Origin of the sequence: Stenotrophomonas terrae, from assembly GCF_001431465.1 — a bacterium.
GTDB classification, from domain to species: Bacteria; Pseudomonadota; Gammaproteobacteria; order Xanthomonadales; family Xanthomonadaceae; genus Stenotrophomonas; species Stenotrophomonas terrae.
Map to the genome: position 1 here is coordinate 1 of NZ_LDJJ01000020.1, position 21,111 is coordinate 21,111.

Annotated in this window: 15 protein-coding genes; 5 read left to right on the forward strand and 10 right to left on the reverse strand. The window is 65.0% G+C overall.

Annotated features, from left to right (window positions below; translation table 11 throughout):
* The first annotated feature begins 213 nt into the window (after positions 1-213).
* On the forward strand, positions 214-1,470 hold the full coding sequence (locus tag ABB27_RS06865; protein WP_057627682.1) for a flavohemoglobin expression-modulating QEGLA motif protein: 1,257 nt from the start codon (positions 214-216) through the stop codon (positions 1,468-1,470).
* A gap of 6 nt (positions 1,471-1,476) precedes the next feature.
* On the opposite strand, the gene ABB27_RS06870 is transcribed toward ABB27_RS06865, so the two are convergent.
* From ABB27_RS06870 to ABB27_RS06905, 8 genes are all read right to left on the reverse strand, one after another.
* The gene (locus ABB27_RS06870) at positions 1,477-2,718 is read right to left on the reverse strand and encodes an FAD-dependent oxidoreductase (RefSeq protein ID WP_161809620.1); all 1,242 of its coding nucleotides are present in this window, start codon (positions 2,716-2,718) and stop codon (positions 1,477-1,479) included.
* Positions 2,719-2,803: 85 nt separating this feature from the next.
* Positions 2,804-4,009 (reverse strand): sodium/glutamate symporter, encoded by a 1,206-nt coding sequence (gene gltS / locus ABB27_RS06875; RefSeq protein WP_057627685.1) that lies wholly within the window; start codon positions 4,007-4,009, stop codon positions 2,804-2,806.
* 467 nt (positions 4,010-4,476) lie between these two features.
* A complete protein-coding gene (locus tag ABB27_RS06880) occupies positions 4,477-4,872 on the reverse strand; it encodes a RidA family protein (RefSeq protein ID WP_057627687.1) in 396 nt (131 codons plus the stop codon).
* Positions 4,873-4,906: 34 nt separating this feature from the next.
* Complete coding sequence (locus ABB27_RS06885; protein ID WP_057627689.1) at positions 4,907-6,346, reverse strand: N-acyl-D-amino-acid deacylase family protein; 1,440 nt, start codon at positions 6,344-6,346, stop codon at positions 4,907-4,909.
* A 3-nt stretch (positions 6,347-6,349) separates the two neighbouring features.
* The gene (locus tag ABB27_RS06890; protein ID WP_057627691.1) at positions 6,350-7,225 is read right to left on the reverse strand and encodes a MurR/RpiR family transcriptional regulator; all 876 of its coding nucleotides are present in this window, start codon (positions 7,223-7,225) and stop codon (positions 6,350-6,352) included.
* Positions 7,226-7,227: 2 nt separating this feature from the next.
* Positions 7,228-8,583: a GntT/GntP/DsdX family permease gene (locus ABB27_RS06895; protein WP_057627692.1), complete on the reverse strand. Its 1,356-nt coding sequence runs from the start codon at positions 8,581-8,583 to the stop codon at positions 7,228-7,230.
* 23 nt (positions 8,584-8,606) lie between these two features.
* Complete coding sequence (locus ABB27_RS06900) at positions 8,607-9,872, reverse strand: amino acid deaminase (protein WP_057627694.1); 1,266 nt, start codon at positions 9,870-9,872, stop codon at positions 8,607-8,609.
* 122 nt (positions 9,873-9,994) lie between these two features.
* Positions 9,995-11,143, reverse strand: coding sequence for an OprO/OprP family phosphate-selective porin (locus tag ABB27_RS06905; protein WP_057627696.1), 1,149 nt, complete (start codon positions 11,141-11,143; stop codon positions 9,995-9,997).
* A gap of 111 nt (positions 11,144-11,254) precedes the next feature.
* On the opposite strand from ABB27_RS06905, the gene ABB27_RS06910 reads away from it, so the two are divergent.
* Positions 11,255-11,914 carry a response regulator gene (locus ABB27_RS06910; protein WP_057627700.1) on the forward strand — a complete coding sequence of 220 codons (660 nt, stop codon included), beginning with the start codon at positions 11,255-11,257 and terminating at the stop codon, positions 11,912-11,914.
* 235 nt (positions 11,915-12,149) lie between these two features.
* Here ABB27_RS06910 and ABB27_RS06915 read toward each other — a convergent pair whose 3' ends face one another.
* Positions 12,150-14,792 (reverse strand): hybrid sensor histidine kinase/response regulator, encoded by a 2,643-nt coding sequence (locus ABB27_RS06915; RefSeq protein ID WP_057627702.1) that lies wholly within the window; start codon positions 14,790-14,792, stop codon positions 12,150-12,152.
* Positions 14,793-14,984: 192 nt separating this feature from the next.
* Between ABB27_RS06915 and ABB27_RS06920 the strand changes: the two genes are divergently transcribed.
* Positions 14,985-16,316 (forward strand): dicarboxylate/amino acid:cation symporter, encoded by a 1,332-nt coding sequence (locus ABB27_RS06920; RefSeq protein WP_057627703.1) that lies wholly within the window; start codon positions 14,985-14,987, stop codon positions 16,314-16,316.
* 233 nt (positions 16,317-16,549) lie between these two features.
* A complete protein-coding gene (locus ABB27_RS06925) occupies positions 16,550-18,841 on the forward strand; it encodes an NADP-dependent malic enzyme (RefSeq protein ID WP_057627705.1) in 2,292 nt (763 codons plus the stop codon).
* Between the two features lie 299 nt (positions 18,842-19,140).
* Here the strand turns inward: ABB27_RS06925 and ABB27_RS06930 are convergent, their stop codons facing one another.
* Positions 19,141-19,506 carry a helix-turn-helix transcriptional regulator gene (locus ABB27_RS06930; protein WP_083491189.1) on the reverse strand — a complete coding sequence of 122 codons (366 nt, stop codon included), beginning with the start codon at positions 19,504-19,506 and terminating at the stop codon, positions 19,141-19,143.
* A gap of 386 nt (positions 19,507-19,892) precedes the next feature.
* Here ABB27_RS06930 and ABB27_RS06935 point away from each other — a divergent pair, with 386 nt between their 5' ends.
* Positions 19,893-21,056, forward strand: a complete 1,164-nt coding sequence (locus ABB27_RS06935) for an HlyD family secretion protein (RefSeq protein WP_057627709.1) — start codon at positions 19,893-19,895, stop codon at positions 21,054-21,056.
* Positions 21,057-21,111: the final 55 nt, after the last annotated feature.

A 21,111-nucleotide genomic window follows, 5' to 3' on the forward strand; every position in this document is an offset into this window, starting at 1 on the left:
TCCCTTTTGCGTAGCAAAGGGGGTGAAGAAGGCCCGCTTGCGCGCCACTGGCGCGCGGCCTGATGAACGACCGAAGGCTATGCCTTCGGGCCGGGCGGGTTGGGGAGGGGTAAGCTGTTCGCAGCGCTGATAGGTTTGTGGTTTCGCGGCTTACGCCGCTCCTACAAAGAGCGCGATCGTTGCGCTTGATGACGTGATTTGAACGAGGCAGGCATGGGCACAGTTGATACCCACAAGGATCCGGCCATCAGCCATCACGCCGCGCTCGATGCGCGCATGGTGGCGGCGGTACGCGGTGTGCGTCTGCTGGGTCTGACCAGCTGGCCGGCCACCACCCAGGCGCCGTTCCTCGACAGCGTGGCACGTGGCAAACCGCTGCTGCCGCAGGTGGAATATCCGAAACAGGATTTCAGCGATACGCGGCGTGAATTGGCGGCGATCATGGCCGCGGCCGATACCTCGCATCCGCTCGGCGTCTACGTACACGACTCAGCGCACAGCTGGGATCTTGCCGCCGGCTTGCTGGAAGCCCTGGGCACACGCGCGGTGAGTGATTACTCGGCGCAGTTGTTCGGCGTGCCGGAGCAGCCCATGCCCGGCAATGGCCCGACCACCCGCGATGCCGCCCGGCACTTCATCCAGATCGCCGAAGAACTCGATCACGAACTGTTGGCGCCGGAAGAGCAGGTCCCTGTGTCGGCCACCGCGCTGCAGCTGATGCTGCAGAGTGACCTGGATGATTTCTTCGACGGGCGCCTGATCACGGTGGAGCTGGACCGCGAGCTGATCGCCAAGGCGGCCGCTGGTGCCACCCGCATCCGCCTGCGCACCAGTGCCACGTTCAGTGCCTACGACCGCGCCCAGCTCTACCACCACGAGGCGCTGGTGCATTCCTTGACTGCCCTCAATGGCCGCGAGCAGACCTTGCTGCCCAGCCTGGCCCTGGCCTCGCCGCGTATCACCGCCACCCAGGAAGGCCTGGCCACGTTTGCCGAGCAGATCACCGGCAGCATCGACATCCAGCGCCTGAAGCGCATCAGCCTGCGCATCGAGGCGATCGCGATGGCGCGCGATGGTGCGGATTTCATCGAGGTATTCCAGTATTTCCGCGCTGCCGGGCAGACCGCCGAGGAAAGTTTCTCCTCGGCCCAGCGCGTGTTCCGCGGCGTGCCGACCAGCGGCGGTGCCGCCTTCACCAAGGACAACGTCTACCTGCGTGGGCTGGTGTCGGTGCACACCTTCTTCCGGCAGATGCTGCGCGATGAAAAGCTGCAGACCTGCCGCTGGCTGTTTGCGGGCAAGATGACCCTGGGCGATGCGGTCGCGCTGACGCCCTTGTTCGAAGCCGGGGTATTGGCGCCGCCACGCTGGTTGCCGCAGTGGATCAACCGCGCCAATGGGCTGGCCGGCGCGTTGGCGTTCTCGCTGTTTGCCAACCGCATCCGCATGGACCAGATCAGCGAAACCTGAGCGGGCTCAGGGCGTGTCGAGCAGCTTTTGCACCGCGTGTTCGCCACTGCCCATTGCCAGCGTCCAGCCGAGCATGCCGTGGCCGATGTTGCAGGCCAGGCCATCGCCAAGATTGCGGATGATCGGGGATGTCCATGGCGTGACCGGGCGCAGTCCGGCCCAGCTGCTTTCGATATGATCGTAGTCGGCTGCCTCGGGCAGCGAGGCGCGTGCCTGTGCGATCAAGGTGGCAAGCCGCGCCGGTTCCGGTGCGGGATTCCAGTCGTTGAGATCGGCCAAGCCGGCAACGCGGATGCGCTCGCCCAGGCGGCAGAACACCAGCTTGCGCTTGGTATCGGTGAGGCTGACCCGCGGCGCGTTGGCACCCAGTGGCGCGGTGAAGGAATAGCCCTTGATCGCCATCACTGGCATGCGCAGGCGCAAGGGTTTGAGCAGCGCGGCGCTGTCGATGCCGGCACAGACCACGACGCGCGCAGCCTGCACGCTGCGGCCATCGCGAGCCTGTAATTGCCAGCGGCCATCAACATGGCGCAATGACTGGGTGTCGAAGCCGAACCACGCCTGCATGCCGTAGTGCTGCTGCAGTACCTGCAGCAGGCCCTGGCTGAAGCGGTAGGGGTCGCCGGCTTCTTCCTCGGGCGAGTAGACCGCACCGGCCAGCCACGGCGCGCCACTGAGTGCGGGTTCGATGGCGGTCGCTTCGGCAGCATCCACCAGGCGTTGCTGCACACCACTGTCGCGCTTGAGCGCAATCATCGCCGCGGCACCCTGCACGCCCTCGGCTGAAGGGTACAGGTGCAGCTTGCCGGAAACCTCGTGGTCGAAATCGATGGGGTGCTGCTGCAGCAGGGCCTGCATGGCTGCGCGCGATTGCAGCGCCAGTTCCAGCGTGGCCAGCGTATTGCGATGCAGGCCGGCAGTATTGGCTTGGCGCAGGAAGGCCAGCCCCCAGCGCAGGAAATCCGGGTCCGCCGACCAGCGCGTGCGGAACGGCCCGTTGCGGCCAAAAGCCATCTCCGGCAGTTGCGCCCAGGTGGCAGGGCCGGCCATCGCGTCGGTATAGGCGTAGCTGAGCTGCGCGCCATTGGCGAAGGACGTGCCCAGCGCCGGGCCGGCATTGCGGTCCAGCAGCAGCACCGAGCAGCCCCGCTTTGCCGCGGCATATGCGGTGGCCAGGCCCACCACGCCAGCGCCGATGACGATGAGGTCATGGCCAGAAGAAACCGGGGGCACAGCGTTGGGGGTCATCAGCGGAGCAGCACGGGGCAGGTGAGTGCCCATTGTCGCGCCAACCCGTGCGCAAGGCACGGGTATGGCGCACGGAACGGACCGGTCAGTGCGGCCAGAAGTTGAGGAAGCCGGTGATGATCAGGGCGTTGATGAAGTCGATGAAGAACGCGCCGACCAGCGGTGCCACCAGGAAGGCGCGCGGCGCCGGCCCGTAGCGCTGGGCCAGGCGACGCATCACCGCCATCGCGTTGGCGGTGGTGCCCAGCATGAAGCCGATGAAGCCGCCGCCCATCACCGCCGCGTCGTAGTCGCGGCCCATCAGCCAATAGATCGGCACCGCGAACAGCGCCACCACAGCTACCTGGATGATCAGGTTGACCAGCAGCGGCAAGCCCATGCCCGCCAGCTCCCAGAGTTTGAGATCCATCAGCGCGATGGCAAGGAACAGGGCCAGGCAGATATTGCCGATCAGGTCGGTGGTGGGCACCGACAGTTTGATCCAGCCGGTGTAGTCATCGATGTTGCGGATCACTGCGCCCACCAGCATCGCGCCGATATAGGTCGGCAGGGTCAGGCCCAGGCCTTCGAAGCCCTTGCCCACCCAGACGCCGAGCCACATCGCCATCAGCAGCACGACGATGCTCTTGAGTGCATCGAACTCGCGTGCGGATTCGCTCGGGTAGCGCACGGTGACGGCTTCATCCTCGCCGAGCTGCGCACCGGTCGCCTTCTGGCTGGGGTGCTGCACCTTGAAGCGCTGCATCAGCACGGTGATCACCGGGCCGCCGACCAGGCCGCCACAGATGATGCCGGCCATTGCCGCAGTCACCGCCAGGCTTTCCGCGCCGACCAGGCCGGCCTGCTCGAAGTGGCCAGCAAAGGCCAGGCCGGTGGCCGGACCACCGGTAAGCGTGGCCGAGCCGGCCAGCACACCGAACATTGGATTCAGGCCGAACATCTTGGCCACGCTGATGCCGATCAGGTTCTGCAGCACCGCGAAGATGCTGCCGATCAGCAGGAACAACATCACCTGCTTGCCGCTGACCCGCAGCAGCCGCACGCTGGCATTGATGCCCAGGGTGGTGAAGAAGGCCACCATCAGCGGTGTCTTGAGGGTGGTGTCGAGGGTGAACAGGGTGGTCTGCTGGCTGTGTGCCCACCACACCGCCAGCGCGACCAGCAGGCCGCCAACCACCGGCTCGGGCAGGTTGTAGCGGCGGAAGAACGGAATGGCGCGGCACAATGCGTAGCCGGCAAACAGGGTCAGGCCGGCAAAGGCGACTGTCTGTACTGCGTCAAGTTGAATCATCAGGGCGGGGACCTTGCACCAGCGAAAGGCGAACTTTGTCGTTCCCCCGGCACAATAGCAACCGGGCCTATTGGCACTGGCCGGGTTGTCAGGGTGCGCTCGCTCGCCCGAATGTGGTGCCGAGCCATTTTCAGCCGCCGCATTGCCTGTAGTGCCGAGCCATGCTCGGCAAGGGCTTTCCAAGCGGACTGTAGTGCCGAGCCATGCTCGGCAAGGGGCCTTCCCGGTAAAGCCTCTGCCGAGCATGGCTCGGCACTACGGTTTGGGTCTTGCGGTAAAGCCTCTGCCGAGCATGGCTCGGCGCTACAGTTGGGGTCTTGCGGTAAGGCCCCTGCCGAGCATGGCTCGGCACTACAGTTTGGGTCTTGCGGTAAAGCCCCTGCCGAGCATGGCTCGGCACTACGGTTTGGGTCTTGCGGTAAGGCCCCTGCCGAGCATGGCTCGGCACTACCGGTGATGGGCGGGGCTCAGCGTTGCGGCCGCTTGTAGGCCACGCAGTCCACTTCCACCTTGCAGTCCACCACCATGCGGCTTTCGACGCAGGCGCGGGCGGGTGGGTTCTCGCCAAAATAGTGCTTGAACACGCCGTTGAAGGCATAGAAGTCGCGGGCGTCGTCCAGCCATACGCCGCAGCGCACCACGTGCTCCGGGCCGTAACCGGCCTCGGCCAGGATCGCCAGCACATTGCCGATGACCACATGCGATTGCTCGGTCACGGTGCCGGCCACCAGCTCGCCATCGCGCATCGGCACCTGGCCGGATACGAACAGCCAGCCATCGGCTTCGACCGCGCGGGAGAACGGCATGTGTTGCTTGCCCTGGCCAACGCCACCTTCGGCGCCGTAGCGTTTGATGTCACTCATCGGTATTCCTCTTCATGGGGTGCGGCGGTAGCAGTCAGGCCGTCGGTGCCGGCTCTGGCCGTACAAAACGGCCGGCGCGGGCGACGACGCGGCTGCCGTCATAGCTCATACAGCCGTTGACCCAGACCGCGTTGATGCCTTCGGCGGCGCGGATCGGATCGTGGAAGCTGGCGGTGTCGCGTACCCGGGCCGGATCGAACAGCACCAGGTCGGCGCACCAGCCGGCACGGATGAAGCCGCGTGCGCCCATCGCGAAGCGCGAGGCTGGCAGACCGGTCATCTTGTGCACGGCGGTGTGCAGCGGGAACAGTTGTTGATCGCGCGCGTAGTGGCCCAGCACACGAGGGAAGGTGCCCCACAGGCGAGGGTGCGGGCGTGGATCGCGCGGCAGGCCATCGGAGCCGATCATGGTCAGCGGATGGCTGAGGATGCGGCGTACGTCGGCCTCGTCCATGCCGTGATAGACCGCGCCGGCCGGTTGCAGGCGGATCGCGGCATCCATCAACGGGACCTTCCAGTCGGCGGCGATATCGGCCAGCAGGCGGCCGCCCTGGTCGGGTTCGGGCTCGGACCAGGTGATCAGGATGTCGTAGGCCTCGGTGACCTGCTTCAGGTCCAGGGTCGAGGCGCTGGCCGCATACGGGTAGCAGTCGCAGGCCACATCCTGGCTGGCCGAGGCCGCATGCAGGCAGTCCAGCACTTCGCCGCTGCGGCCCCAGTTGTCGACGCCGGCGCACTTCAGGTGCGAAACACGCACTGCGGCCTGTGGCGCGCGTGCAGCGTGGAAGGCTTCTTCCATCGCATCGAGGATGCCGCCGAATTCATCACGCAGGTGGGTGGCGTACAGGCCGTTGCGCGGCAGCTCCTTGGCCAGCGCGTCCACTTCCGAGGACGGTGCGCTATAGGCTGAGGCATAGGCCAGGCCGCTGCTCAGGCCCAGTGCGCCCTGCGCGAGGCTGTCGCGCAGCTGTGCGCGCATCGCACTGATTTCGTCGTCAGTGGCGGCGCGGTCGAGGCGATCCATATGGTTCTGCCGCAACGCGGTATGGCCGACCAGAGCGGCCACGTTCACGGCCGGGCCTGCGTGCTCGACGGCGTTGCGGTAGCTGGCAAAATCCGCATAGCGGAAATCCTCGGCATCGCCGAGCAGGTTCATCGGATCCGGTACCTGGTCGCGGATCTGCACCGGGCTGGCACTGATGCCGCAGTTGCCGACCACCACCGTGGTCACGCCCTGTGACAACTTGCTGAGCATGTCCGGGTTACGGATCACTTCCAGGTCATCATGGGTATGCACGTCGATGAAGCCCGGCGCCAGCGCCAGGCCCTGCGCGTCGATGACATTTGCAGCCGCAGCCGTGCCCAGCGCACCAACGGCGGTGATGCGCCCGGCGTCGATGGCGACATCGCCGCGCAGCGCCGGTTGGTCGCTGCCATCGAAGATCAGCGCATTGCGGATCAGGAAATCATGCATGGATCAATCACCCAGCGGTAGGCGCGAATCACCGCCGCGGTGGCGGTCCAGCGCCAGCTTGATGCGGCGCAGGTGTTCATGGTTGGCGTTGGCGTCGTTGAGCGCGGTGGTGGTGGCAAGCACGTCGATCGCCAGCATCATCGCGTAGCGCGAGGCCGAGGGCTTGAACACGAAATCGGTTTCCTCGATCTGGATCGGCAGCAGCCAGTCGCTGCGCTCGGCCAGCGCCGTGTTGGCCTGGGTGATGGCGCCGATACGGGCGCCATAGGTGCGGGCGATATCCACTGCCGAGACGATTTCCGGGGTGATGCCGCTGACCGACAACACCAGCACCAGGTCCTGCGGGCCCAGCGTGGCGCCGATGATCTTCATCATCAATGCATCGCTGCAGGCCGATACCGGCCGGCCGAAACGCACGAAGCGGCTCTGCAGTTCCTGCGCGAACACGGTGGAGCAGCCGCCCAGGCCGAAGATATGGATCATCCGCGCCTGGCAGATTGCTTCGGCCAGTTCCTGCACCACCTCTTCCTTCAGGTTGGCGATGTTGTGGCGCAGGCTTTCCTGGATGTCGTCGCAGATCTGCGCGTACAGCGCGGAGACCGGCGGCGCGTTCTGCTGTTCCAGGAAGCGCTTGCCGACCGCACTGGCCGAAGCCAGGCGCGCACGCAGTTCGCGCACGTGCTCACAGCCCAGGGCCTTGGCAAAGCGCGAGATGGCGGCGGCGCTGACTTCGGCGCGTTCGGCCAGCTCGCTGACCCCGTACTGCGCGGCGGCATCCACGTCGGCGAGGATGGCCGCGGCAATGCGCGATTCCACCGGGCTGAACTCGTGCTGGCGCTGGCGCAGCTCATAGACGATATCGAACGTATTCTGCGACATGTTCAGAGCACCATGGAGAGGGCCATCACCAGCGACAGGGCGATGACGGAAATAAGGGTTTCGAGCACCGTCCAGGTCTTGAAGGTCTGGGCGACGGTCATGTTGAAGTATTCCTTCACCAGCCAGAAGCCACCGTCGTTGACATGTGACAGCACCACCGAGCCGGCGCCGGTGGCCAGCACCAGCAATTCAGGGTGGGCGTAGCCCATGGCGGCGGCAATCGGGGCGACGATGCCGGAGGCGGTGGTCATCGCTACTGTCGCCGAGCCGGTGGCGATACGCATCAGCGCGGCCATGGTCCAGCCCATCAACAGCGGCGACAGTTCGAAGCGTTGCGACAGGCCGATGATCTCGGCGGCCACGCCGGTGTGCACCAGGATGCCGTTGAGGCCGCCACCGGCACCGACCAACAAGGTGATCGCGGCGGTCGGGGCCAGGCATTCCTGGGTGAACTTGAGGATCTGCTCGCGGCTGAAACCGCGCATCAGCCCCAGCGTGATGAAGCTCATCAGGGTCGCCAGCAGCAGCGCCACCACCGAATGGCCGATGAAGCGCAGGCCGTGGTTGAGCGTGGAGCCCGGCGTGGCGATCTGGTCGGCCCAGCCGCCGAGTAGCATCAAACCCACCGGCAGCAGCAAGGTGGCCAGGGTGATGCCGAAGCCGGGCAGCTGTTCATCGGGAATGCGGCTATGGCCTTCGTCCAGCAAGGCCGCTTCCATTGGGTTGTGCGCCGGCAGCTTGACCCGTGGCGCGACGAACTTGGCGAATACCGGGCCGGCCAGGGCTGCGGTTGGCAGGCCGACCAGCAATGAATAGAACACGGTGCGGCCAACGTCGGCGCCATAGGCGTTGACCGCCAGCATCGCCGCCGGGTGCGGTGGCACCAGGCCGTGCACCACCGACAGGCCGGCCACCATCGGCAGGCCGACCAGCAGCAGCGGCACGCCGGTGCGACGGGCGACATTGAGCACGATCGGGATCAACAGCACGAAGCCGACTTCGAAGAAGATCGGCAGGCCCACGCAGAAGGCGATCAGCATCATCGCCCAGTGCACGTTCTTGCTGCCGAAGCGGGCGATCAAGGTGCGCGCGATGCGCTCGGCGCCGCCGGACTCGGCCATCATCTTGCCGAGCATGGTGCCCAGCGCGACGATCAGCGCGATATGCCCCAGGGTCTTGCCGACGCCTTGTTCGTAGGCGGGCAGGATCTCCGGTGCCGGCATGCCGGCCAGCAGTGCCAGGCCCACCGAAACCAGGGTGACACTGATGAAGGGATTGAGCCGAAAACGGGCGATCAGCACGATCAGTGCAAGGATCGACAATGCGGCGTAGATCAACAGCAGATTACCGTCGGTCATGCGTACAGGCCCGGAGGAAGCGGTTAGAACTGCGTGGAAACAGCACCGACAACGCGGTGCGCGTCATCGACCACCAGCAGGTGGCGCCATTTGTCGAAGGTCAGGCAGGGGTGGGAAATATCGAAGCAGAGCATGTCGCCCACCTGCAGCACATCGTCGGCCTGCAGTTCGAGGAAGGCGTGCTGGTCCATCATCGCGGTGACCTTCCAATGCGCGGCGGCGGCAGTTGCTGCGGCATCGCCGGGGCGGTAGTGCAGGGCGGGCACCGGCAGGCCGGCATCGAAGGCGGCATCGCGCTTGCCCAGGCCGATGATGGCCTTGCCCGGCTCCGGGCGGGACTGCACGTACGCCCACAGCCGCAGTGCCGGTTGCAGGCTGCTGCCCATCGTGCGCGCAATCGGATTGCTGGCGTGGATGCGCTCGGCGGCCTGCCGGTAGATGCCGACGTCATGGCTCAGGTAGCAGCCCGGGCGCAGTACGATCTGTGCATCGGCGTCGTTGGCGAGTACCGAGAATTCCTCGGCCACCACGTCGAACCAGGCCGACCCGGCGCCGCTGAGGATGGCCGGTAGCCGGCGGAAACCGCCGTTGGCGCGGATCGCCTGCCACTGCGCAAGGCTGCGCTGCAGCATGGCGCGCACGCCGGCCTCGTCGCTGGCGACACCTTCATAGACTTCGACGCCGACCAGCGCCACCGCATCCGGCCAGCGGGCGATCTCGTCCAGCACGGCCTGCGCCTGTGCATCGTCGCGCACGCCGGTACGGCCACCGGCTAAACCAATCTCCAGCAATACCTTGATCTGCTGCCCGCGCGCGCTGAAATAGCGGCCGAGCGCGGCCACGTTGTCGGCCGAGTCCACCACGCAGGCAAACCAGAAGCCCGGGTCACGCTGCTGCAGGGAGGCGATCAGCTCGAAGTTGCCCTTGCCGACCAGCTGATTGGCCAGCAGCACGCGCTGCACGCCTTCGCCATGGGCAGCGACCGTCTGCGGGGCAGTGGCCAGGGTGATGCCCCAGGCGCCGGCGTCCAACTGCATGCGGAACAGCGCCGGACTCATCGTGGTCTTGCCGTGGGGCGCCAACTGGCAGCCATAGGCCTGTGCGAATTCGCGCATCCACAACAGATTGTGCTGCAGCGCCGATGCGCTCAGTACCGCAGCCGGCAGGCTGAGCTGCTCTGCAAGCAGCGACGGTGCGGCGGCGGCAAGCGATGCAGGCGTCCATGGGCCACCGCTGGGGAGGCCCTTGCCGAGCAGAACTGTTTCGGAATGAAAGTAATTTTCCTGCACGAATCCTTCCCCTTGCCTTGTTCACCCGGGAGTGCGGGTGGCTGTCGTGGCGAAAGGTGGAGGATACGTGAAAATTATTTTCTTGTGTGCCTGGGGCCGGATGAAACCGGTCCGGTCGGGGGTCAGAAGTGCAGCTGGGCGCGCCCGGCCAATACTCCGGTGTGGTCCAGGCGCTCTCCGCGCAGTTCATCACGGCGCCGGCTGTCGGTCCAGTCCAGCATCAGCCTGACGTTGCGGGAGGCATACCAGTTCACGCCAAGGGTCCAGGCGTCGGCCGAGGCATCGCGTTGCTGCGCTGGCCACTGGCGTCCGCTGATGTGGTCATAGCGGGCCACCAGCTCCCAGGCGCCGTAATCGCGCTCGGGCTCGAGCTGGATGAAGCGGCCAGCCTTGGCATCATAGGGGCGGTTTTCGCCGGTGAGCAGCCAGCTGCCCTGCAGATAGCCGGCCAGTACTTCGCCGCGTTGCAGGCCATCGTCGTAGCGGGTGCCACCGTACTCGGCCTGCCACGACCACGGCCCGGCCACACCGGCGGTTTCAAAGCTGTAGCGTTGGACCGAAACGGCGCGACCGCTGCGGAAATCCACCAGCGGCAAGCGACCGTTGTCGCCGAAGTAGCCGTTGGCACGGACCTGCGCACGCAGTGGCAAAGTGCCGTCGGCACCGGGGTGGCTGTGATGCTCGTGGGCGCCGGAGACACCAAAGTGCAGTACATGGCCCGGTTGGCTCCATGGCGCATGGCCGACGCGTCCGCCGATGACGTGGCCCTTGGCCTGCCAGACGTCAATGCTTTCCAGGCTGAAAACGCTGCCGCTCCAGAAAATGCCGTTGTGATGCCCCTGCGCACCGATGCCCAGCCGGTAGGCCGTACCCAGTGACTGCACCAGGAAGCTGCGCTCGATGGTGGGGGTGTGATTGGCGCTGCTGCGGTCGTCCAGCGTATAGAACTGCTTGAACTGGCCCAGCGTGAGCTGGGTGTTGCCGAATCTGTGGGTCAGGTAGACATCGCGGGCAACCGGGCGGTGGCCGGCGAAGTCGGCCTCGACTTTGTAGCCCACGCTGTAGACCTTGCCCGACACACCCAGCCATGCCGCACGCAGATCATCGCCGCTGCGCTCTGCCGGGCCACTGCTGTCGTTGTCGAAATGGGCAAGTTCGTAATACAGGCGGCCACTGGCCTTGGCGGTAAAGGCGTCGTTGGCAAGCGCGTTGGGCGCGGCGGCCAGCAACAGCAGGCCGGTGAATGCGGCGCTCAGGGGGTAATCGGCCATCCGTTGCCTCGGTGCAGTAGGGAGTGCGCGGACGATAGGCAGGGCCTGGGTGGCCACCAATAGCGATTTGGGACTAGGGCGGCTGGGCAGCGCCCATGCCAAACTGGCGCCATGAGCCTGATCAAGGTGCTTGTTGCCGACGACCATCCCCTGTTCCGCGCCGCCGTGCTGCACGCACTGCGCGACGGCGGTGCCGTGGGCGAGATGCTGGAAGTGGCCAGCGTCTCGGCGCTGACCGAGGCGGTGGCCGAGCATGCCGATGTGGACCTTGTCCTGCTGGATCTGACCATGCCCGGCGCACACGGGTTTTCATCGCTGGTGTGGCTGCGAGGCGAACGCCCCGAGCTGCCGGTGATCATCATTTCCTCCAATGACAACCCGCGGGTGATCCGCCGCGCCCAGCAGTTCGGTGCGGTCGGCTTCATTCCCAAGTCCGCGCCGGTGGAATCGATAGGTGCGGCGGTGAGCGCGGTGATGGAGGGCGATACCTGTTTCCCGCCCTTGGCGGCGGTCCGCTCCGAGCACGACGCGATGCTGGCCTCGCGGCTGGCGCGGCTGACCCCGCAGCAGATCCGGGTGCTGCTGTGCATGGCCGACGGCCTGCTCAACAAGCAGATCGCCCACGTGCTGGGCTTGGCCGAAAACACGGTGAAGGTGCACGTCACCGCCGTGCTGAAGAAGCTCGAATGCAATAGCCGCACCCAGGCCGCGGTATTGCTGAAAACCCTGGAAGCAGAGTGGGAGCCGGAGTTGCCACGCGCAGCACCGTAGTGCCGAGCCATGCTCGGCAGGGGCATTGCCAGGAAAGCCTGACTGTAGTGCCGAGCCATGCTCGGCAAGGGCGTTACCAAAAAAGCTGACCTGTAGTGCCGAGCCATGCTCGGCAAGGGCATTACCAGGAAAGCTGGTCTGTAGTGCCGAGCCATGCTCGGCTAGGGCGTTACCGGTAGAGCCTCTGCCGAGCATGGCTCGGCACTACAGGTGAAGCCTGCCGATCGCGCGTCAATCAACTACCGCGCTGATACAGGTGCGTCATCAACGCGCGCAGTGCCGCGGTGCGCGCCTGTTTGGAGACATAGCCCCAGTTGCGCTCGCGTGCGAGCTGGCGCAGGTCGGGGTCCTGTTCGGCGGTGAACAGGATCACGCCGGGCTCGCTGCCCCAGCACTCGACCAGCTGTGGCAACAGGTCGGGGCCGCTGATATCTCCCATGCGCACATCCAGCAGCAACAGGTCGGGCACATTGTCGGGGCGGGTCGCTGCCTGCGCTGCTTCCACGCCGCCGGAAAATTCCACCTGGCAACCCCAGCGTTCCAGCAGCAGGCGGGTGGCCAGGCTGATGCGCGGATCGTCGTCGATGCACCAGGCACGGCAGCCGGCCAGCAGGGAATCGACCTGTGCTTCTTCCGGCGGGTTCACCGGCAGTACGCTGCAGCCGACATCGCCGCGCGGCAGGGTGACCGAGAACACGCTGCCGCGGCCGGGCGTGGAGCGCAGGCCGATGCGGTGATCGAGCAGGCGGGCGATGCGGTCGACGATGGCCAGCCCCAGACCGGCACCGGGTTCTTCGCTGCCGGCGTTGTCGAGCCGACGGAATTCCTCGAAGATTTCCTGCTGGCGTGCCTGCGGGATGCCGGTGCCGGTGTCGTGCACTTCGATGCGCAGCTGCTCGCCGTCGCGGCGGCAACCGATGACGATATGGCCGCTGCGGGTGTAGCGCACGGCATTGGACAACAGGTTCTGCAGGATGCGCCGTAGCAGCGCCTCGTCACTGCGTACCACCGCAGTGGTGGCGACATGATGCACACGCAGGCCGCGCGCATTGGCGAGGATGCCGAACTCGATGGTCAGGGTTTCCAGCAACGGCTCCAGTGGGAAGTCGCGGACTCGCTTTTCAAGTGCGCCCGACTCCAGCCGCGAGATGTCCAGCAGGCTGGTCAGGATGCTGTCCTGTGCGGTCAGGGCGTTGTCGACGTTGTCGGCAATGTCGCGGCAGCCGGCATCGGTCAAACGCCCACGCAGGGCCGACAGGAACATGCGCGCCGCATTCAATGGCTGCAGCAGGTCGTGTACGGCGGCGGCCACCAGCCGCGTCTTGGCCTGGTTGGCCTCTTCGGCCTCGCGCTTGGCGCCAGCCAGGTCGTGGGTGCGTTCGCTGACCCGCAGGCTGAGGGTGTCGGCCAATGAGCGCAGGTCGCGGGCGGCATTGCGATAGGCGGTGATATCGGTATAGCTGGTGACAAAGCCGCCATCGGGCAGCGGATTGCCGCGGATCTCGATGACATTGCCGTCGCCGCTCTCGCGCTCATGCATATGCGGGGTGGCCGAGCGCAGATGGTTGAGCCGGCGCTCTATCGCCTCTTCGACCGGGCCGGGGCCGAGCAGGCCGCGCCGTGCGTTGTAGTGGAAGACGTCGGCAATCGGCCGGCCCACCTGGATCAGCCCCGGCGGGAAGCGGAACAATTCGATATAGCGCCGGTTCCACGCCACCAGATTGAGCTGCGCGTCGACCACGCAGACACCTTGCGGCAGATGCTGCAGGCTGGCGCTTTCGCCGTAGTCGGCCGCATGCGCGGCATGCACCACGCCATCTTCAGTGGTGCGCAGTTCCTGCGCGTGCTGTTCCACCAGCTGTTCCAGTTCGTGACGGCTGCGCTCGCGCAGGCGCGCCAGCCGCTGCCGTTGCCAGAGTCCGTAGCTCAGCAATAACAGCGCGATCAGGCTGGCGATCAACGCGCCGGCAAAGCTGCGCGCGCTGGCGGTACTGGCAGCGGTGCTGCGCAGCAGGTGCAGGGTCCATTGCTGTTGCGGCAACTTTTGCGATACCCAGATCACCTCGTCGCCATCGGCCAGCTGCACGCGTTGCTGGTTCGGCCGCAGCGCGGTGCCTGGCGCGTGCTGCAGCTGCTGCTGTGGCAGCTGCGTGTACTGGCGCGTGCGCTGTAGTTCCTCGCGCACGCCCGGGTCCAGCGCGTGCAGGGTCAGGTAGCGCCAGGGCCGGTGGCTGGAGAGGAAGATCACACCGTGGCTGTCGCTGGCGAAGACCCTGTCGGCGGAGTCGGCCCAGGTCTGCTCCAGCGGCCGCAGCACCACTTTCACCACCACCACGCCGACCGCCTTGCCGGTGTCATCGCGCACCGCTTCGGACAGGAAATAGCCGGGCATGGCGGTGGTGACGCCTTCGGCGTAGAAGGTGCCACTGCCTTCATGCATTGCCTGGCGGAAATAGGGGCGGAACTGATAGCTGTTGCCGACATTGGTACTGCGGTTCATCCGCCAGTTGCTCGCTGCCAGTGCCACGCCACTGCGATCGAGCAGGGTCAGGGTGGAGGTGGCTGCCACGCCGTTGACGCGCTCCAGCTTGCGATTGAGGCGGTCCAGTTCCGGCTTGCCCAGATTGGCCCGTGACAGGGCTGCGCGCACATCCGGATCCAGCGCCAGTACTGCCGGCAACACGCGGTGGCGCTCGATCAGTGCCTGCAGGGCTTCGCCATGAAGATGCAGTTGGGTCTGCGCCCGCATCGCTTCGCTGGCAATGCTGGTGCGTTCGAAATGGCGCAAGCCCACCAGCCCGATCGCGGCGATGGCGAGTGCGGCGGTGAGCGGCAGCAGCCAGCGCATACGGCGCCGATGGGTGGGGAAGAACGGCATGTACCGATGGTCCGGCACCACCGCAGCGCAGTGCCATAGGTCTTGTCCGGTTATTTGCCGTGGCGGCTGACGCGGGCCGGTTTCGCTGGTGCGGGTGCGGCCGTGCGCAGGCCTTAACACCAATGCGTTATCGGCGGCGCGCGCGCGGACCGGTAAAAAAGCCGGCAGTCAGTGAATCTTCGAGGTTTCCCCATGCATGCCGCTTCGGCCAGTGTTGCTATCCCTGCGGGGCGTCGGCTGCCGCTTTACCGCCAGCTTTACGTGCAGGTGCTGGTGGCGATAGCGCTGGGCGTGCTATTGGGTCATTTCGAGCCAGTGTTCGCCGAGCAGCTCAAGCCGCTGGGCGATGCCTTCATCAAACTGGTGAAGATGATCATCGCACCGGTGATCTTCCTGACCATCGTCACCGGCATCGCCGGCATGACCCATCTGCGCAGCGTTGGCCGTGTATTCGCCAAGGCGATGGCCTATTTCATGTTCTTCTCCACCCTGGCCCTGGTGGTTGGCATGGTGGTGGCACATGTGGTGCAGCCCGGTGCCGGCATGAACATCAATCCGGCCGACCTGGACCAGAGCGCGGTGGAAGGCTATGTGCAGCGCTCGCATGAGCTGAGCCTGGTCGGCTTTGCGCTGGACATCATTCCCAAGACCCTGCTGAGCCCGTTCGTCGGTGACAACATCCTGCAGGTGCTGTTCGTGGCGGTGCTGTTCGGTATCGCGCTGGCCTCGGTCGGCGAGAAAGGCCGGCCGGTGCTGAACCTGCTCGAAGCGCTGACCACGCCGGTATTCAAGCTGGTGCACCTGCTGATGCGGGCCGCGCCGATCGGTGCGTTTGGTGCCATTGCCTTCACCATCGGCAAGTACGGCATTGCCTCGCTGGTCAATCTGGCCTGGTTGGTGGGCTCGTTCTACCTGACCTCGTTGCTGTTCGTGGTGGTGATCCTGGGCGCGGTGGCGCGTCTATGCGGGTTCTCGGTGCTCAAGCTTGCCCGTTATCTCAAGGCCGAGCTGCTGCTGGTGCTGGGTACTTCCTCCTCCGAATCGGCGCTGCCTTCGCTGATGGAGAAGATGGAGAAGGCCGGTTGCAGCAAGTCGGTGGTGGGGCTGGTGGTGCCAACCGGCTATTCGTTCAACCTCGACGGCACCAACATCTACATGACCCTGGCGGCATTGTTCATCGCCCAGGCCACCAATACCGAATTGAGCCTGGGTCACCAGATCGCGCTGCTGCTGGTCGCCATGCTCAGCTCCAAGGGCGCGGCCGGGGTCACCGGTGCGGGCTTCATCACCCTGGCGGCTACCCTGGCGGTGGTGCCGGAGGTGCCGGTGGCCGGCATGGCATTGATTCTGGGTGTGGACCGTTTCATGAGCGAATGCCGCTCGCTGACCAATTTCATCGGCAATGCGGTGGCCACCGTGGTGGTTTCGCGCTGGGAGGGCGCGCTGGATCGGCAGCGCCTGCGCCTGGTGCTTGATGGCGCCGAGCCGTCGGAGCTGCCGCCCACGGTGCCGGCCAAGGCCTGAGATTTACCTGTGTGTGCGTTTTTGCGCGGGGCCTGCTGACGAACGGGCGGCCCCGCGACTTTTTTGCGTCCCTTGCTTGTCATTCTCAGGACCGAAACTGTTGCGCACGCCATGCCATCGAAAGCGGTAGATTGTGCACTTGCAGCATTCATGCGACAGCATAGCGACAGGTCCAACCGCCTTAACGGCGTTATCATCTGTCGTCCTTCTTGCCCATTAGCGCCCACAACTCGATGTCCAACGAAGATTTCAAGCAGGCAGCCCTCGAATACCACCGGATGTCGCCGCCCGGAAAGATCAAGGTGGTGGCAACCAAGCCCATGTTGACCCAGCGTGATCTGTCGCTGGCGTATTCGCCGGGTGTGGCACATGCCTGCGAAGCGATCATGGCCGACCCGGCCATGGCCAGCGAGATGACGGCACGCGGCAACCTGGTCGGCGTCATCACCAACGGCACCGCCGTGCTGGGCCTCGGCAACATCGGCCCGCTGGCCGGCAAGCCGGTGATGGAAGGCAAGGGCGTGTTGTTCCAGAAGTTTGCCGGAATCGACGTCTTCGACATCGAAATCAACGAGAACGACCCGGACAAGCTGGTCGAGATCATCGCCTCGCTGGAGCCGACCTTCGGCGGCATCAACCTGGAAGACATCAAGGCACCGGAGTGCTTCATCGTTGAGCGCAAGCTGCGCGAGCGGATGAACATCCCGGTATTCCATGACGACCAGCACGGCACCGCGATCATCGTCGGCGCGGCCGTACTCAATGCCATGTGCATCACCGGCAAGAAGATCGAAGAGGTCAAGCTGGCCACCACCGGCATGGGCGCGGCGGGTATCTCCTGCGTCAATATGCTGGTTTCGTTGGGTTTGAAGCCGGAAAACATCCTGGCCTACGACCGCGACGGCGTGATCCACACCGGCCGTACCGATCTGGACCCGGAAAAGGCGCGCTACGCCCGCGACACCGACAAGCGCACCCTGGCCGAGATCGTCGACGGCGCCGATATCTTCCTGGGCCTGTCGGCTGGCGGCATCCTGACCAAGGACATGGTCGCCAGCATGGCGCGTGATCCGGTGATCTTCGCCCTGGCCAACCCCTACCCGGAAATCCTGCCGGAAGACGCCAATGCGGTGCGTTCGGACCTGATCATGGGTACCGGCCGTTCGGATTACCCGAACCAGGTCAACAACGCGCTGTGCTTCCCCTACCTGTTCCGTGGTGCGCTGGACGTGGGCGCCACCACCATCAACGAAGAAATGAAGGTCGCCTGCGTGCGCGCAATTGCCGCGCTGGCCCGCAAGGAAGCCTCCGATCTGGGTGCCGCCTATGGCGGTGACGTGCCCAGCTTCGGCCGTGACTATGTGATCCCGCGTCCGTTCGACCGCCGCCTGCTGGTGGAGCTGTCGGCCGCCGTGGCCCAGGCCGCGATGGATTCGGGCGTGGCCACCCGGCCGATCGCCGACATGGCGGCTTACCGCGACAAGCTGGCCCAGTTCGTCTACCGCACCAGTCTGTTCATGAAGCCGGTCTATGACCGTGCGCGTTCGGACAAGCAGCGCGTGGTCTACGCCGAGGGCGAGGAAGAAGTGGTGCTGCAGGCAGTGCAGAACGTGATCGACGAAGGCGTGGCCTTCCCGATCCTGATCGGCCGCCCGGACGTGATCGAAGCCCGCATCGAGCGCCTGGCGCTGCGCATGCGTGCCGGTGTCGACTTTGAAGTCACCAACATCAATGACGACCCGCGCTTCAACGAGTACTGGCAGTACTACCACGAGATGACCGGCCGCAAGGGCGTCACCGTGGCCGCCGCCAAGAACCTGATGCGCTCGCGCCCGACTTTGATCGCGGCGGTGATGGTTGCCCGTGGCGAGGCCGATGCGATGCTGTCGGGCCTGGTCGGCCGCTTCCACAAGAAGCTGGGCTATGTGCGCAGCGTGATTCCGCTGGAACCCAAGGTCAGCTCGACCTCGGCAATGACCGGTGTGATCAACAACCAGGGCGTGTTCTTCTTCGTCGACACCCACGTGCAGGAAGATCCCACCGTCGAGCAGATTGTCGAATCCACGCTGCAGGCGGCCTTCCGCATGAAGCTGTTCGGCATCGAGCCGAAGATCGCGCTGCTGTCGCATTCCAACTTCGGCAGCCACGATTCCAAGGATGCGCTGAAGATGCGCCAGGTGCGTGAGGCGCTGCTCAAGCGCAACCCGCGCCTGAACGTGGACGGTGAGATGCAGGGCGACACCGCATGGGATGAAGCACTGCGCGACAAGCTGCTGCCCAACAGCACCCTGAAGGGCCGTGCCAACCTGTTCGTGCTGCCCAACCTGGAAGCGGCCAACATCGCCTACAACCTCGTACGCGTGTTCACTAATGGCGTGGCGATCGGCCCGATCCTGATGGGCATGACCAAGCCGGTGCATATCCTCACCAGTAGCGCCAGCTCGCGCCGCGTGCTGAACATGACCGCGATTGCCGCGGTGGATGCGCAGATCCGCAAGCAGATGGAAGCCGACCGCGCAGGTTGATTGCCAACCTGCATGTGTCAACGCAGAGCCGGCCTTGTGCCGGCTTTGTTTTATGTAGGGTCTGGTGATGGTGTGGCCAGGCGTGAAGAAGCCTGACGAATGCACGCCAGTGTGCGCCGTTTGTGGGAGCGGCGTAAGCCGCGAAGCACGTAGATCATCAGCCAGCACATTCAGCCGTTTTCCCGGCATTGCCAGCTTCGCGGCTTACGCCGCTCCCACAGTCATTTCTGCAGTTCCCGTGTGCTGTATGCAGCTTGTGCACAAGCGGCGCCGATGTAGCCCCCGGTCGCCGCTGCCCATCAGAACTGATGAATCTTCTGCGCTTCCACTATCTGCAACACCAGTTTCCGCGTGGCCGCCCGGCAGGACCGGTAGGCCAACAGCAACCTGCGTTCGGACGGATCATCCACAAGCTCCGCATTCTCGTTGGATGTGGCTGCCGAAATGGCGTCAAGTTCGCCACGCCCGGTTGCCAGCCATTCGAACGAAACATCGGTGACCAATGCGATGGTGATCAGGCGCATGGTGCTGGGCGATATACCCGTTGGACTTTCCCAGTTTCCCACTGCGCTACGGCTTACCTTCAGTTGGCCTGCCAACTCCGCCTGCGTCATCCTCATCTTTCTCCGCGCTTTGCGGATGCGGATTCCCAGATGGTCATGCATAAATTTCTCCTCGAGCGTTGACCATGAGAGCCGACTAAAAGCCTAAGCCATTGCGAGCTTGCGCAGTCGGCAAAGACTTATTGTCAATGTTCATTACGTTCTTGGATTATCAGAACCGGGCTCGTCATCAATATTGACGACTTTTGCCAATGTAACTTGCACCTGCTCCCTGCTTTGTTTGATGTCGCTACGCTGCAGTGCGGAAAGTATTTTCAGCCAGAGCTTGTTCGTAAAACGCCGACAGCTTGACGAGCTTTTTTCTTAAGCGTTGAACCAATGGTGCAAGCGTGGCGCAAACCACTACGAGTGAAAAACTGCAGGCTGCTGATCGGCGTTGGAGGTCACGGATGGAATTCAAGCGACCGTGGAAACTGTCTGTTTATTTGATGGGTACATTGACCGTGTTGCTGCTTTCATTGGCGGCGCTGGCCATCCGCAGCGACAACGAAGCGGCAATCATCGCGGGCCGGCTGGTGCCGGTGCAGGGAATGGCGACCGTACTGGCGCCGGTTGCCGGTGTGGTGCGCTGGTTGGATGTGGATGACGGCAAGCGGGTGGTGGAGGGCGACACGCTCGCACTGGTAACCACTGCGCGCGCCATGCCTGATATCGGCGATGCCAATCGGGCGTTGGAGCACGGCCTGCAGCAGAAGGAAGACAGCATCGTGCTGGCGCGTGAGGCCTACAAGGAGCAGCTGGCGGCACAGACGACCGGTCTGCACGAGCAGTTGCAGGCTGCACGCGCTGAGGCGCAGCAGATCGATCTGCAGATACGTACGCGGCGCGAGCTGATTCGCATGGCCGGTGATGTATTGACCCGGAAGCGCAGTTTTGAAGCTGCTTCCGTCGCGGGCCTTGCCGCGGCCGAGCAGCAGGAGGCGCTGGTGCTGGACTACACCGCACAACTGCAGTCACTGCGTCGGCAACAGGCAGCGACGCAGCGGCTGATCGCCCAGCTCAAGCAGGCCGTGGGCGAACTGCCCGGCCGGCGCAAGGCCAACGATGCCGCCTATGCCGAGCATCTGGCGCAGCTGCGCCTGGAGCGGGTCGAGAACGAAGCCAGCGCCGCGCTGCTGGTGAAGGCGCCGGTGGATGGCGTGGTGGTGGCGCAGATGGTCAAGCCGGGGCAGTCGGTGCACCTGGGCCAGCCATTGCTCAGCCTGCTGCCCGGCGATGGCCGGCTTGAGGCCGAGCTGATGGTGCCGGGGCGCGCGATCGGGGCGATGGCGCCGGGTGATCGCGTGGTGCTTCGTTACCAGGCGTTTCCGCATCAGAAGTTCGGTGCGCAGCACGGCACCATCGCGCATATCAGCCGCACCGCGGTGGACAGTGAAGAGGCCAGCTTCGCCGCAGAGCTGCCAACGGTTAGGGAAGCCTTCTACCGCGTCACGGTCGAATTGACCAACCAGGCGATTCTGGCCCACGGCCGGATGGAGCCGCTCAAGCCGGGCATGATGCTGGATGCGCAGGTCAGCGGTGAGCCCGAGCCGCTGAGTGATCGCCTGCTGGCACCTATGTACTCGTTTGGCGGTTGGTTGGGTGGGCGCTGAGTTGGCGTAGTTGCAAACCAAGCATCCGATCATGGCGCTGCGTGCAAGTGGGTCT

Bases quoted from the DNA above. Each gene is read 5' to 3' on its own strand.
- ABB27_RS06865 (WP_057627682.1), top strand. From the start codon at position 214: ATGGGCACAGTTGATACCCACAAGGATCCGGCCATCAGCCATCACGCC.
- gltS (WP_057627685.1), bottom strand. From the start codon at position 4,009: ATGATTCAACTTGACGCAGTACAGACAGTCGCCTTTGCCGGCCTGACC.
- ABB27_RS06905 (WP_057627696.1), bottom strand. From the start codon at position 11,143: ATGGCCGATTACCCCCTGAGCGCCGCATTCACCGGCCTGCTGTTGCTG.
- ABB27_RS06920 (WP_057627703.1), top strand. From the start codon at position 14,985: ATGCATGCCGCTTCGGCCAGTGTTGCTATCCCTGCGGGGCGTCGGCTG.
- ABB27_RS06885 (WP_057627689.1), bottom strand. From the start codon at position 6,346: ATGCATGATTTCCTGATCCGCAATGCGCTGATCTTCGATGGCAGCGAC.
- ABB27_RS06915 (WP_057627702.1), bottom strand. From the start codon at position 14,792: ATGCCGTTCTTCCCCACCCATCGGCGCCGTATGCGCTGGCTGCTGCCG.
- ABB27_RS06870 (WP_161809620.1), bottom strand. From the start codon at position 2,718: ATGACCCCCAACGCTGTGCCCCCGGTTTCTTCTGGCCATGACCTCATC.
- ABB27_RS06935 (WP_057627709.1), top strand. From the start codon at position 19,893: ATGGGTACATTGACCGTGTTGCTGCTTTCATTGGCGGCGCTGGCCATC.
- ABB27_RS06910 (WP_057627700.1), top strand. From the start codon at position 11,255: ATGAGCCTGATCAAGGTGCTTGTTGCCGACGACCATCCCCTGTTCCGC.
- ABB27_RS06925 (WP_057627705.1), top strand. From the start codon at position 16,550: ATGTCCAACGAAGATTTCAAGCAGGCAGCCCTCGAATACCACCGGATG.
- ABB27_RS06880 (WP_057627687.1), bottom strand. From the start codon at position 4,872: ATGAGTGACATCAAACGCTACGGCGCCGAAGGTGGCGTTGGCCAGGGC.
- ABB27_RS06895 (WP_057627692.1), bottom strand. From the start codon at position 8,583: ATGACCGACGGTAATCTGCTGTTGATCTACGCCGCATTGTCGATCCTT.
- ABB27_RS06890 (WP_057627691.1), bottom strand. From the start codon at position 7,225: ATGTCGCAGAATACGTTCGATATCGTCTATGAGCTGCGCCAGCGCCAG.
- ABB27_RS06930 (WP_083491189.1), bottom strand. From the start codon at position 19,506: ATGCATGACCATCTGGGAATCCGCATCCGCAAAGCGCGGAGAAAGATG.